This is a genomic window from Kineosporiaceae bacterium, from assembly GCA_016713225.1.
Classification (GTDB): Bacteria; Actinomycetota; Actinomycetes; order Actinomycetales; family Kineosporiaceae; genus JADJPO01.
The window spans coordinates 156,864-169,942 of sequence record JADJPO010000004.1 but is presented as its reverse complement, the minus strand read 5'-3'; the positions used below and the strand labels follow the sequence as shown (position 1 = coordinate 169,942).

Genomic DNA, 13,079 nt, shown 5'->3' with positions numbered 1-13,079 from the left:
GGCCGGACCGAGTTGGCCCGCCCCCGCCGCGTTCACTGGGTGAGGGTGGTGAGCTTGTCCTGCAGTTCGGCCAGGGCGGCGTCCGTGGTCTTCGCACCGGTGAGGGCGGCGTAGGCGGCGTCCTGGATGGCAGCGGTCACGTCGCCGTACTTGACCACCTTGGGCCGCGGGACGGCGTGCTCGATCGAGGCCTTGAGTGCCGGCAGGTACGGGAACTGCTCGGCCAGGGCCGGGTCGTCGTAGAGCGCCGTGAACGTCGGGGCGTTGGAGTTCTTGGTGAGGTTGGTGCGCTGGTTGGCCTCGCTGGTGAACCAGGAGATGAAGTCGATCGCGGTCGCCTTGTTCTTGGCGAACGAGGAGACGGCCACGTTGTGGCCACCGAGCGACGAGGCGCCTGCCGCGCTGCCGATGCCCGGCAGGGCGGTCACCGCGAACTTGCCGGCCACCTTGCTGGACCCGTCGGTCTTGTTGGCCAGCGAGAACTGGTAGGGCCACTGGCGGTGGAACAGCAGCTTGCCGGCCTGGAACGCCTGGCGGCCCGGCTCCTCGCGGTAGGTGATGGCCTCCTTGGCGATGAAGCCGCTCTTGAAGCCGTCGACCAGGGCGTTCACGCCGGCCTTGGCCTCGGCGGTGTTGACGTTCGGCTTACCCGAGCTGTCGGTGATGACGCCGCCGGCGGAGTTGATGGCCTCGGCGAAGTTCACCGTCAGTCCCTCGTACTTCTCGTACTGGCCCGCGAAGCAGCCGATGCCCTTGCCCTCGGGGGTGGCCTGCACCGTGGTGCAGGTTGCCTGCATCTCCTCGAAGGTCTTCGGGGGAGCGGCGATGCCTGCGGCCTTCAACAGGTCGGTGCGGTAGTAGAGCAGGCCGCCGTCGGAGGAGGCCGGCACCGAGTAGACCTTGTCGCGGTACTTCGCGGTCTCGGTGATCGCGGGCAGCATCTTGTCGAGGTTGAACTTGTCGGCCGGCAGCTCGTCGATCCACCGGTTGGCGGCGAACTCGCTGACCCAGACCACGTCGACCGAGAGCACCGTGTAGGCGTCCGACTTGGTCTGCGCGTTCTGGATCATCTGCTGGCGCTGAGCGTCGGCCGCATCCGGCAGCTCGACCAGGGTGACCTTCTCGTTGGGGTGAGCGGTGTTCCACTCGTCGAGCTGAGCCTGCACGGTGCCCGAGACGTCCTTGCCCTGCACATAGGTGATCGGACCACGCTCGGTGGCGGCGGCAGCCCCGCCGCCGGCGGCCGAGCTGGACGCGGTGTCGGACGACCCCGAACCACCACACGCGGCGAGCAGGCTGCTCGCGGTCAGCAGGGCCGCACCCGCGGCCCACCTGGTTGCTCTGATCCTCACTGAGTGCTCCTTGACCTGGGTCCTGTCGGACGCGGCGGGTGGTACCCGGACGAATTATCGACACGCGTCGACGACGCGTAGTGGTGACGTTAGCGACGCGCGTCGACAGTGGTCAACCCGTCACTCCGTAACGTGTTGGTAACGCGCCTCGCCGATGGCCGCCGCTCGCGGCCGAGGCTGGATCAGCTCGGTGGGGGTGCGGTGCTGCCCCGGAGGTCGATGCGCCCGGGGAAGAGATGGTGCTCGGGTGCGCCGTCACCCTCCAGGCGCCGGATCAGCCCGAGGGCGGCCGCCCGGCCGATGTCCCGGGCCGGCTGGCTGATCGTGGTCAGTTCGGGGGTGGTGAGCTGGGCATGCTGATCCCAGCTGGTGATGGACACCACCGACAGATCGCCGGGGATCGTCAGTCCGTGGTCGGTCACCTCGTGCACCAGGCCCAGCACGGCACGCCAGTTGGCCGAGATGACCCCGGTGATCTTGTGGCGTCCGCGGTAGACGCGGGTGAAGGCCTCGCGGCCGGCGGCCTGGGAATGCTCGGTCGCGGCCACGGTCAGGCTCAGTCCCCGCTCGGCACAACGCTTTCGGACGGCGTCCGTGAGGCGGCTGCTGTAGCCCAGGCCCCGGCGGCCCGCTGCCTCCGGTTCGTCGAGGTAGGCCAGCCGTCGGTGGCCCAGGTCGGCCAGGTGGTCGACCGCCATGGCGCCCATCTGTTCGGCATCGGCGTCGGCGTAGGGGACGGCATCCGGATCGGCGGTGCGTCCGATCAGGGCCACCGGAACACCGGTGTCGCTCAAGAGTTTCACGCGTTCGTCGTGCAGCGTGACCTCCATCAACAGCAGACCGTCCACCAAGCCGGTGCGAGCCAGCCGGACGGCCTCCTGGATGTCGTCACCGTCCGTCGTCCAGAGCATCAGGTGATAGCCCAGGCCGCGTGCCTCGTCCGCCGCGGCGACGACGTACTCGAGGTCGGCGTTGTCGACCTCACGGCCGCCCGAGGGCAGCAACAGCGCGAGGATGCGGCTGCGTCGTCCGGCCAGGCCGCTGGCCAGGGCGTTGGGTTGGTAGCCCAGCTCGGCCATGGCGGCCTGCACGCGTTCGCGGGTCTCGGCGCTGATCGGGCGCTCGCCGGTCAGGACGTAGGTGACGGTGCTGGCCGAGACGCCGGCACGTCGCGCCACGTCGGCCCGGGTCGCCGCGCCGCGCGCAGAAGGCCTGGCTGCCACGTGACCTCCCGGACATCTCGGGTGAACTCGGGTGAAGAGATCGACTCGCGTCGACGTCGGATCGACGTCACTTTCTCATGCCGGTTCGCGCTGGGCGAGGGTGGGGTGTCCTCGGACCTTGTGGGGCTCGTCGGATCGGCCGATCGATCCACGGTCAGCGGGTATCGTCCGGGGCGTGGCCGAAGCCCTCGTCGAGCGTCGATTCGGGCCGCTCCTGTGGGGCTCGGTCGGGGTCGCGGCCTTCGCTGCGGCCCTCGAGGTCGTGCCGAGGGTGCTGAACCTCTCGCCCGGCGTCCTGCCCCCGTTGTCCGCGATCCTGGCGGCACTGGCCGCCGAGGCCGGAGAGCCGGCGCTGTGGCGAGCGGTGCTCGACACCCTGGTGCAGTGGGGGCTCGGCCTGGCGATCGCGGTGGTGGCCGGCGTCGTCCTGGGCATCGGTATCGGCGCGGTGCCGGCGGTGCGGGCCGCCACGGCCACGACCATCGAGTTCCTGCGGCCCATCCCGTCGGTCGCGCTGGTGCCGTTGGCGGTGCTGGTACTCGGGACTCAGCTGCGGTCGGCCCTGCTCCTGGTGGTCTACGCCTCGTTCTGGCAGGTGCTGGTGCAGACCCTGCACGGCGTCCAGGACGTCGACCCGGTGGCCGAGCAGACGGCGCGCTGCTACGGCTTCGGGCGGCTGGCGCGGATCCGTCACGTGCTCTGGCCGACGGCGCAGCCGTATGTCGTGACCGGGGTGCGGTTGGCTGCCAGCGTGGCCCTGATCCTGGCGGTCACCGCCGAGCTGGTGATCGGCTCACCCGGCCTGGGGCGTGAGATCACTGCGGCGCAGAGCGGCGGCGCCACGGCGTTGGTCTACGGGCTCATCCTGCTGACCGGCCTGATCGGGCTCGGCGTCAACGTCGGTATGCGCGCGCTGGAACGGCGACTGCTCGCGTGGCATGTGTCGGTGCGTTCCGAGGTGGCTTCATGACCGGGGCAATCCAGCGGGTTCCGGCCCCGTTGCGCCGTGCCGTGGTCGCCCTCGGGCTGCCGGTGCTGCTGATCCTCATCTGGTGGTTGGTCAGCGAGCGCAGTCAGAGCCTCTACTTCCCGCCGCTGCGCACCATCGTGGCGGCGTTCCCCGACACCTGGCTGGCCGGCGGCACGCAGTCGCGCCTCGTCCGCGACGTCCTGCCCAGTCTGGCCCGGCTCGCTGCCGGGTACGTCGGCGCGGTCGTGCTCGGCGTGGGGACGGGATTGGTCATCGGCCGGTTCCGCACCGTGCGCGCGGTGACCGAGCCGGTGCTCGAGATCTTCCGCGCCATCCCGCCGCCGGTCATGGTGCCGTTGTTCGTGGCCCTGGCCGGGATCGACGACACCATGAAGGTGCTGGTGATCGTGTTCGGCTGCGTGTGGCCGATCCTGCTCAACACGGTCGCGGGGGTGCGGGCGATCGACCCGGTGATGCTGGAGGCCTGCCGGGCCTATGGGATTCGCGGCCCGGCGAGGATCCGCGCGGTGGTGCTGCCGGCGGCGGGTCCGCAGATCCTGACCGGCATGCGACAGGCGCTGTCGATCGGGATCATCCTGATGGTGATCAGCGAGATGTTCGCGGCCAGTAACGGTCTCGGCTTCACCGTGGTGCAGTTCCAGCGCACCTTCGCGCTGCCGCAGATGTGGACCGGCATCATCGTGCTCGGCCTGCTGGGCGTCGTCCTGTCGATGCTCTTTCGCCTGGGCGAGAATCGGGTCTTGCACTGGTACCACGGCCAGCGTCGATCGCAGCGTTCCGGCTGAGGCGTGTGATCAGGACGACGCGAGGCGCGGCAGGGAGGTAGAGGTCGCCGAACCCCTTGCCGCGGAACGAATCTCCGCATACACATGGCGGCGCAACTCGGCGAACCGCCGCAGCGCACGGGTCTCCAACTGGTCGCGCTGGTCGGGCAGGTCGATGTGTACGTCGTCCTGCACCACGGTGGGTGAGCCCGACAGCACGATCACCCGCTGGCCGAGGTAGACCGCCTCGTCGATGTCGTGGGTGATGAACAGCGTGGTCACCTGGGTGCTTGCCCAGATCTCGCGGATCAGGTCCTCGAGGTCGGCCCGGGTCTGGGCATCGACCGCCGCGAAGGGCTCGTCGAGCAGCATCACGTGCGGTTCGTAGGCCAGGGCGCGGGCGATCGCCACCCGCTGCTGCATGCCGCCGGACAGCTGCCACGGGTAGGCCCGGTGGACGTCGGTCAGGCCGACGGCCTCCAGTGACCGCTCGACCAGTTCGACGCGCCGGACCTTGGGTAACCCCTTGAGCCGTAACGGGAGTTCGACGTTGTCGGCCACGTGCATCCAGGGGAACAGCGAACGGCCGTACTCCTGGAACACCACCGCCATGCCCGGCGCGGGGCCCGTGACCGGGGTGCCCTCGACCATCACCTCGCCGGCGGTCGGCGAGAGCAGGCCGGCCAGGCACTTCAGCAGGGTGGTCTTGCCGCACCCCGACGGACCGACCACGCACACCAGTTCACCTGCGGCCACCGAGAAGGTGACGTCGCGCAATGCCTCGACGGTGCGGGCGTGGTCGGCATAGACATGCCGGACGCCGCGCGCCTCGAGCATCGTCGCGTCAGCCACCGAGCAGCCCTGCGACGTCCGGGTCCTTGGTCAACGTGCCGTAAGTGCGAGCGGCCGTGCCGACCGCGGTGAGCGAGTCGCGGTCGATCGCCGTGGGCCAGTCCGGCAACGACATCTTCGCCGCGACGTCCGGGCTGATCTTGGTGTAGGTCGCCAGGACGGCGCGCACCTCGTCCGGGTGGGCGGCCGCGTAGGTCATGGACTCGTTGATCGCGGTGACGAACGCGGTGACCATCGCCGGGTTCTTCTGCTTGGTCTGCGCGCTCGTGAAGTAGTGCGAGATCTGCAGCGTCGGGTAGGTCTCGGTGAGATTGTCGAACAGGATGCGCCCGCCGGCGGCGACGATCTGGGTGCGGAACGGCTCGGCCTCCCATGCGGCGTCGATGGTGCCCGCGGCGAGCTGGGCCGGCATGTCCGGGAAGGGCATCTCGACGAACGTCACCTTCGCCGGATCACCGCCGGCCTTCGTCACCGCCGTCTTGACCGTGGTGTCGCCGATGTTGTTCAGCGAGTTGACCGCGATCTTGCGGCCCTCGAGGTCCTTGGCGGTCTTCAGCGTCGAGCCCTTGCCCACGAGCACGGCGTTGACGTCGTCGGCCGGGTCGCCGGTCGAGCTGACCCCGGCGGCGATCGACACCAGCGGTAGACCCTTGTCGCGGGCCGTGAGCAGGGACACCACATTGCTGAAGCCGAACTGGTTCTCACCCGAGATGACCGCCGGCACGATCGCCGCGCCACCCTGTGCGGGTTTGGCGCTGACCTCGAGCCCGGCCTTGGCGAAGAAGCCCTTCTGGATGCCCAGGTAGAGCGGGGCGACATCGACGATCGGGATCACGCCGACCGAGACCTTGGTGACCCCGCCGGACGAGGCGCTGCTGCCACCGGAGTCGCTTCCGCCGCAGGCCGTCAGGGCCATCGTCACACTCAGCGCCGCACCCAGCGCGATCGCCGTTCGACGTGACACTCGCTCGACCATGTCTCTCCCCTCGGCCCGGTCCCCGTGGCCGGACATCGGCACCCTAGTGCGGTGCTCGGAGGGTTGCAGGCGGTCGGGGGTGGCGATCGTCGATGTCGGACCAGTGGCCTACCTCACATCTGTCGCGTGGACGTTGCCGGTATCGATTCCTGCCCCGTGCCCGTCCATGGCGTGTCAGAGAACAACCACGGACCCGCGCCACAGCTGCCGGGCCGCGACATGAGGGAGACGAGCACGAGATGGGTACCAACGAGGGCGTGGTGGACCGGGGTCTGCGGATCACGATCGGGCTGGTGGCCCTGGTGGCCGGCCTGGCGTCGGGTCTCGGCTCCGTGGTGAGCACGGTGCTCCTGGTCGTCGCGGCGATCATGTTCCTGACCGGCGTCGTGGGCTTCTGCCCGCTGTACCGGATCTTCGGCATCAACACCTGCGGCGTGCGCAAGTAGTCACTCAGGTGGTGCGGCTGGTGGGACTCTCTCGGCGCTTGGCGTAGACCCCACCGGCCGCGGTCAGCCCCAGTAGCGCACCGGCGAAGAGCACCAACCACCAGTTGTCGAGGTGGGCCGCGTAGGAGCCGAGCCCGACGTACACCACGGTTCCCGGCACGATGCCGATCGCCGTGGCCAGCGTGTAGGGCCAGAACCGGACGGCGGTCAGCCCGCTGCCGTAGTTCACCGCGGCACACGGCACCATCGGCGCGAGCCGGGCGGTCAGCACGGCGAACACCCCGTGCCGCACCACCAGGTCGTCCAGGCGATCCAGATGCCGGCCCGCCAGCCGGGCCACCCCGTCTCGGCCCAGCCAGCGGCCGATCCAGAACCCGGCGATGGCGCCGACCAGGGCGCTGACCCAGACCAGCACCAGGCCGCTGGTCAGGCTGAAGACCAACCCGGCCATGGCCGACAGCAGGGTGCGGGGCACCAGCAGCAGTGTCGCCACGACATAGCCGAGGCCGAACAGCAGCGGGAACCACATGCCGCTGTCGCCGGCCCACGAGCGCACCTGTGCGACGTCCGGCATCGGGACGAAGATCACGACCAGCACACCGGTCAGCAGCAGAGCGCCGAACGCGCTCAGCCGCCACCAGGTTCTGATCTCGCTCATCGTCCACCCATGCTCACACGGATGGCAGCACAGCGCGCGGGGCCTGCGGCCCACTTCCCGCCAGGTCAGCCGGAGGTTCGGGCGCGCCGGCGAGCGATCCAGCCGACGATCCCGGTCAGGGCGAACAGCGCACCCGTGACGGCCAGCAGCAGCCGGTCGGGCTGCGCGCCGGCGGCGCCGACCGTCACATAGGCCACCGTGCCCGGCACGATGCCGACCGCGGTGGCCACGGTGTACGGCCAGAACCGGACGGCGCTCAGCCCGCTACCGTAATTCACCACCGAGAACGGCATCATCGGCGCCAACCGGGCCAGGAGGACGGCGAGCACTCCGTGGCGCAGCACGAGCGCGTCCAGGCGATCGAGGTGGTGCCCAGCCAGTCGGGCCACGCCGTCCCGCCCCAGCGCCCGGCCCAGCCAGAAGGCCGCGAGGGCCGCCAGCATCGACCCGGTCCACACGATCGCCACCCCTGCCACCGCGCCGAAGGCCAGGCCGGCGGCGGCCGAGAGCACGGTTCGCGGCACCAGCAACAGCGTCGCGGCGGCATAGCCGAGCACGAACCACACCGGGACCCACGGGCCACCGCCAGCCACCCACTCCCGGAGCTGCTCGACGTCCGGCCGTGGCGCGAGGATCAGCACCGCCACGCCGGACAGCACCACGGCGACGAAGAGCAACAGCTTCAGCCAGGTGCGGGTCATCGAGGCTCAGCGGCGCCGCAGCAACAGTACCCCGTCGTCCAGCTGGGCCGGTCCGCCGTCCGGGCCGGTTGCCTCTCGCCGGCGCACCTCGGCCAGGACGACCTCCCAGCCGTCGGCCAGGGCCAGCTCGGCGAGTTCCTCGGCCGGGGTCAGGAACCGGTGGTTGCCGATGTGCTCCGGTGACGCCCACGGCGGCGCGGCCGCGTGCGAGATGACGACCAGGTGGCCCCCCGCAGCGATCCGGCCGGCCGTCCGGCGCAGGATCTCGATCCGGGCCAGCTCGACCGGGGCCTGGAAGAAGGACGCCGTGACCAGGTCGAACGTCGCCTCGCTGGTCCAGGTGGTCAGGTCGTGGGCGATCCAGGTGATCGCGCCGTCCAGCCCGGTCTCGGCGGCCATCGCGGCACCGCGGGCCACTGCCGTCGGCGAGATGTCGACCGCGGTGACCTGCCAGCCCTGTCGGGCCAACCAGATCGCGTCGCCCCCCTCGCCGCAGCCGAGGTCGAGTGCGCGGCCGGGGGTGATCGCCCGGGGGGTCAGCACGTCGGCCAGGGTGGCGTTCACCCGGCCCGACCACACCGACGTGTCCCCGGCGTAGCGCTGCTCCCAGAACTCGCTGGGCGACTGCGTGGTGGGGAACTCGGAACCGTGAGCGTGGGTCACGGCTCAGTCCAGCTGCGACAGGTCGCGGACGGCGCCCTTGTCGGCCGAGGTGGCCAGCTTGGCGTAGGCGCGCAACGCGGCGGACACCCTGCGGGGGCGGGGGTTGGCCGGTCGCCATCCCGCCGCGTCCTGTTCGGCCCGGCGCCGGGCCAGTTCGTCGTCGGTGACCAGGACGTCGATCCGGCGCTGCGGGATGTCGATGCGGATCCGATCCCCGTTGCGCACCAGGCCGATCGGGCCGCCGGCCGCGGCCTCGGGGGAGACGTGCCCGATCGACAGGCCCGAGGTGCCACCGGAGAATCGGCCGTCGGTCAGCAGGGCACAGGCCTTACCCAGACCCTTCGACTTGATGTACGACGTCGGGTAGAGCATCTCCTGCATGCCGGGGCCACCCTTCGGCCCCTCGTAGCGCACGATGACGACGTCGCCGGCACGGACCTTGTCGGACAAGATGTTCGCCACTGCCTCGTCCTGCGACTCGGTGACGTGGGCGGTGCCCTCGAAGACCAGCAGCTCGTCGTCCACGCCGGCGGTCTTGACCACGCAGCCGTCGGGGGCGATGTTGCCGGTCAGCACCGCCAAGCCGCCGTCCTGGCTGAAGGCGTGCTCGGCCGAGCGGATGCAGCCGGTCTCGCGGTCGAGGTCGAGGTCGGGCCAGCGCGTCGACTGGCTGAACGCCTGCTGCGTGGGGACGCCGCCGGGGCCGGCGAGGTAGAAGGTCGCCACGTCATCGCTGGGGTGGCGGGCGATGTCCCACTCGTCGAGCGCTGCCTTGAGGCTGATGCTGTGCACTGTCGGCACGTCGGTGTGCAGTTTGCCGGCCCGGTCGAGCTCACCCAGGATCGCCATGATGCCGCCGGCGCGGTGCACGTCCTCGAGGTGGTATTTGGTGGTGTTGGGCGCCACCTTGCACAGCTGCGGCACCGAGCGCGAGAGCCGGTCGATGTCGGTCATCGTGAAGTCGATCTCGGCCTCCTGGGCAATGGCCAGCAGGTGGAGGATCGTGTTGGTCGAGCCGCCCATCGCGATGTCCAGCGTCATGGCGTTCTCGAAGGCGGCCATGCCCACCGAGCGCGGCAGCACGGACGCGTCGTCCTGCTCGTACCAGCGCCGGCACAACTCGACGGCGAGGCGTCCGGCGCGGCGGAACAGCTGCTCGCGGTCGGCGTGCGTGGCCACCACGGTGCCGTTGCCCGGCAGCGCCAGGCCCAGTGCCTCGACCAGGCAGTTCATCGAGTTGGCGGTGAACATGCCCGAGCACGACCCGCAGGTCGGGCACGCCGAGCGCTCGATCCGGGCGACGTCGTCGTCCGAGACCGTCGGGTCGGCCGCCATCACCATGGCGTCGATCAGGTCGAGCTTGCGGACGCCGCCTGCGGCCAGCGTGGTCTTGCCGGCCTCCATCGGGCCGCCGGAGACGAACACCACCGGGATGTTGAGCCGCATGGCGGCCATCAGCATGCCGGGGGTGATCTTGTCGCAGTTCGAGATGGCCACGATCGCATCGGCGCAGTGCGCGTTGACCATGTACTCGACCGAGTCGGCGATGATGTCGCGGCTGGGCAGCGAGTAGAGCATGCCGTCGTGGCCCATCGCGATGCCGTCGTCGACGGCGATGGTGTGGAACTCCTTGGCGACCCCGCCCGCGGCCTCGATCTCGCGCGCGACGAGCTGGCCCAGGTCCTTCAGGTGCACGTGGCCCGGCACGAACTGGGTGAAGGAGTTGGCGACGGCGATGATCGGCTTGTCGAAGTCGCCGTCCTTCATCCCGGTGGCGCGCCACAACGAACGGGCGCCGGCCATGTTGCGTCCGGCGGTGGAGGTTTTGGAGCGGTAGGCCGGCACGGCGGAACCCTTCGGTTGAGCGGTCTGCGGCGGCACCTGCCCGCCGACCCACATCTTGGCCCAGAGGGCGGCGGTTCCCGAATCCGATCTCGAACCGGAGGTCAGGTGAGTCGAGCCGGCCGGTCGATCAGCCGCCGGCCATCACCTGCGGGCTCGCGGCCTGCTCGGCGTCACGGTGCTGCTCGGCGGCTTCGGCCAGCAGCTGCCAGCCGCGGGCGAGCCAGGGCTCCTCGTCCCGGCGCAGCGTGTCCGTCATCGCCTCCGCCGTGGCACGGGCCAGCAGGGCTTCGTCGAAGCTCATCCAGCCGGCGGCCACGGCACGCTCGTGCTCGTCCCAGTCCTCGATCTCGACCAGCTGGTCCGGCTCGTGCCGGGTCACCTCGAGGTCGAGGTCGACATAGACCCAGCCGTTGTCGACCCGCTCCGGCGGCAGGCACACGTCGATCTCGATCCGGCGGTCGACCGGGTCGTCGATCCACCAGACAGCCCAGGGACGATCCGTGGCGAGCAGGATGGCGATCGCGACCGGCATCTCACCGCTCTCGTGCAGGGTGTTCCAGCGAGAGCCAATCCGGCCGTACAGCCACGTGCCGTCGTGGTCCTCGCACAGCAGTTCCACCTCGAAGGTGTACAGCCCGGCAGGCCGCTTGATCCGGTGCAGTCGGGCCTCACGCCGACCCCTGATGTCGATCACAACCGGACATTACGACCGGCGCCCGGCTCCGTCGCGTCGAGATGACCTCTCGCCGGCCGTGCCCGCATCGGTCTTCTTCGCGGACAACGAAGAATGGACGCCGATCGTTACATCGATTCAGGAGGCCACATCATGGGCACCGAGTTCGACGCCGACACCCTCGTCAGTACCCGCCGTTCGCTGCACGCGGTGGCGGAGCTGGTCATCGCTGGGCCGCAGCACGGCCGGTTCGGCACGATCCGGCTGCTGGTCTCGCCCGGGGGCTTCAGCGGCCTGCGCCTGCCACTGCGCGTCGAAGGCACGGCCCTGAACTTCGAGGGTGGCAGCGTCTCGTTGACCGGTACCTATCGGGGGCTCGCCGAGGCGGCGGGTGTCACCGTCGGCCTGCCCGCGGGTCTGTACACCGATGTGACCGGTACGGACCCCGACGATCAGGTTGCCGTCGATGCCGCTGCCGCGGCCTCCCTGGCGGACGCGTGGCAGCGCGGCGATGCCGCTCTGCGGCTGCTGGCCCCAGAGGCGTCCCCGGTGCTGTGGCCCGAGCACTTCGACGTGGGCATCACCGTCGACAAGGTGAACTACGGCGTGTCGCCCGGAGACGGCTACCACCCCTCGCCGTACGCCTATGTCGGCCCCTGGACGCCGCCGAAGGGCGACTTCTGGAACGCCCCGTTCGGCGCGGCGCGGCCTCTCGAGCAGCTGCCGGACGCCGCCGCGGTGGCGGAGTTCTTCGCCGAGGGTCGTCGTCTCGCAGGTGGGTGATCAGAATGCTGCGAGCTGTTCGCGCGTCATCCCCGCCAGACCCATGGTGTGCATGGTGCGCGCGCGCTCGGTGGCGAAGTCCTGACCGGTGACGACCGAGGCGATGTGGATCACGGCGTCCATGGTCGGGGTCGGCACCGACAGGTGCCGTGCCAGGTCGGTGAAGAAGACCAACGAGTAGCCCACGTCCTCGGTCAGGTAGCGGTGGTCCAGCTCACCCTGGGCCTTGATGCCGCGGAAGCCCGGTGCTGTGGAGTAGCCCGTGGTGTAGTTGGCCTCGGTCATGTAACCCTGGCGGACGCCGATCTCCGGCTCGGTCAGGATCGTCACGCCGACCGCCTGTGCGATCGCCAGCCGCTCGTCGTCCACGGCTTTCATGAAACGCCCGACCGCCTCGGTGACCCCTTCCTCGTAGAACATGAAGTCGCCGCCCGTGCGCTCGATCAGCGCTGCGTTCAGCAGGGTGACCGCCGGGTGGATGACCGGGTTGCCGTTCTGCAGCGTGGTCTGGAAGATCCCCGAGGCCTCCTCCGTGTGCGGGTACACCTGCCGCAGGACCTCGACCAGCCGCGGGGTACCGGCGCGCGGAGCAGCGGCAGCCGACAACCCGGTGTCGAAGCGGTGGAAGATCCGCACACTGGCGTGCATCGACGCCCGCGCGGCGTACGGCAGTGTGCTGGTCTCGCCGACCAGGACGCTCTCGTCGTCGAGGTCCAGGCCCGCGGCGTGTTTGAAGGCGAGACTGCCGACGCACGAGCTGGGGCAGACCACGACGGTCATGCCGGGTCGGAGGTGACCACGGGTGTCGGCACCGAACGGCTCGGTCGCATAGGCGGGACCGACGACGAAGACGAGCTCGACGCCGTCCAGCGCCTCGGCGATGTCGGTGGTGACCGCGTGCAGCGGCACGAACCCCTCGAGCAGGCCTTCGGCCTGGATGCCGCCGCGTTCGCGGACGGGCGCCAGATGATGGTCGTGGGCACCCTGGGCGTACAGCGAGACCTGGTGTCCGCGGGCTGCCCACTCGTAGGCGACAGCCAACCCTCCGCCGCCCGCTCCCAGCACTGCAACCTTCATCGACGCAAGCCGCCCGTCTTCGCTCCAACATCACTTACTGCCACCATGTCACCGAGGCTGTGCACGGGCCTGTCG

The 13,079-nt window shown here is 70.2% G+C and carries 14 protein-coding genes; 4 read left to right on the top strand and 10 right to left on the bottom strand.

The window, feature by feature from the left end:
• Positions 1–32: 32 nt before the first annotated feature.
• Both IPK24_17350 and IPK24_17345 read right to left on the bottom strand, forming a co-directional pair.
• Complete coding sequence (locus IPK24_17350) at positions 33–1,346, bottom strand: ABC transporter substrate-binding protein (GenBank protein MBK8077281.1); 1,314 nt, start codon at positions 1,344–1,346, stop codon at positions 33–35.
• A gap of 188 nt (positions 1,347–1,534) precedes the next feature.
• On the bottom strand, positions 1,535–2,575 hold the full coding sequence (locus IPK24_17345) for a LacI family DNA-binding transcriptional regulator (GenBank protein MBK8077280.1): 1,041 nt from the start codon (positions 2,573–2,575) through the stop codon (positions 1,535–1,537).
• A 175-nt stretch (positions 2,576–2,750) separates the two neighbouring features.
• On the opposite strand from IPK24_17345, the gene IPK24_17340 reads away from it, so the two are divergent.
• Entirely contained in the window at positions 2,751–3,545 is a 795-nt protein-coding gene (locus IPK24_17340) for an ABC transporter permease (protein ID MBK8077279.1), read from the top strand.
• Entirely contained in the window at positions 3,542–4,351 is an 810-nt protein-coding gene (locus IPK24_17335) for an ABC transporter permease (GenBank protein MBK8077278.1), read from the top strand. The genes IPK24_17340 and IPK24_17335 overlap by 4 nt, the downstream gene beginning before the upstream one ends.
• A 9-nt stretch (positions 4,352–4,360) precedes the next feature.
• Here the strand turns inward: IPK24_17335 and IPK24_17330 are convergent, their stop codons facing one another.
• Both IPK24_17330 and IPK24_17325 read right to left on the bottom strand, forming a co-directional pair.
• A complete protein-coding gene (locus tag IPK24_17330; GenBank protein MBK8077277.1) occupies positions 4,361–5,167 on the bottom strand; it encodes an ABC transporter ATP-binding protein in 807 nt (268 codons plus the stop codon).
• A 7-nt stretch (positions 5,168–5,174) separates the two neighbouring features.
• Complete coding sequence (locus tag IPK24_17325) at positions 5,175–6,146, bottom strand: ABC transporter substrate-binding protein (GenBank protein MBK8077276.1); 972 nt, start codon at positions 6,144–6,146, stop codon at positions 5,175–5,177.
• A gap of 251 nt (positions 6,147–6,397) precedes the next feature.
• Between IPK24_17325 and IPK24_17320 the strand changes: the two genes are divergently transcribed.
• Positions 6,398–6,604, top strand: coding sequence for a DUF2892 domain-containing protein (locus tag IPK24_17320; GenBank protein ID MBK8077275.1), 207 nt, complete (start codon positions 6,398–6,400; stop codon positions 6,602–6,604).
• 4 nt (positions 6,605–6,608) lie between these two features.
• Here the strand turns inward: IPK24_17320 and IPK24_17315 are convergent, their stop codons facing one another.
• From IPK24_17315 to IPK24_17295, 5 genes are all read right to left on the bottom strand, one after another.
• The gene (locus tag IPK24_17315; GenBank protein ID MBK8077274.1) at positions 6,609–7,262 is read right to left on the bottom strand and encodes a TVP38/TMEM64 family protein; all 654 of its coding nucleotides are present in this window, start codon (positions 7,260–7,262) and stop codon (positions 6,609–6,611) included.
• A 65-nt stretch (positions 7,263–7,327) separates the two neighbouring features.
• Positions 7,328–7,963: a TVP38/TMEM64 family protein gene (locus IPK24_17310; GenBank protein MBK8077273.1), complete on the bottom strand. Its 636-nt coding sequence runs from the start codon at positions 7,961–7,963 to the stop codon at positions 7,328–7,330.
• A gap of 6 nt (positions 7,964–7,969) precedes the next feature.
• Entirely contained in the window at positions 7,970–8,626 is a 657-nt protein-coding gene (locus tag IPK24_17305; GenBank protein MBK8077272.1) for a class I SAM-dependent methyltransferase, read from the bottom strand.
• A gap of 3 nt (positions 8,627–8,629) precedes the next feature.
• Positions 8,630–10,471 (bottom strand): dihydroxy-acid dehydratase, encoded by a 1,842-nt coding sequence (gene ilvD / locus IPK24_17300; GenBank protein MBK8077271.1) that lies wholly within the window; start codon positions 10,469–10,471, stop codon positions 8,630–8,632.
• A 127-nt stretch (positions 10,472–10,598) separates the two neighbouring features.
• Positions 10,599–11,165 carry a DUF402 domain-containing protein gene (locus IPK24_17295; protein ID MBK8077270.1) on the bottom strand — a complete coding sequence of 189 codons (567 nt, stop codon included), beginning with the start codon at positions 11,163–11,165 and terminating at the stop codon, positions 10,599–10,601.
• A gap of 132 nt (positions 11,166–11,297) precedes the next feature.
• Between IPK24_17295 and IPK24_17290 the strand changes: the two genes are divergently transcribed.
• On the top strand, positions 11,298–11,927 hold the full coding sequence (locus IPK24_17290; protein MBK8077269.1) for a hypothetical protein: 630 nt from the start codon (positions 11,298–11,300) through the stop codon (positions 11,925–11,927).
• Here IPK24_17290 and IPK24_17285 read toward each other — a convergent pair whose 3' ends face one another.
• Positions 11,928–13,004 (bottom strand): NAD/NADP octopine/nopaline dehydrogenase family protein, encoded by a 1,077-nt coding sequence (locus tag IPK24_17285; protein MBK8077268.1) that lies wholly within the window; start codon positions 13,002–13,004, stop codon positions 11,928–11,930.
• Positions 13,005–13,079 lie beyond the last annotated feature (75 nt).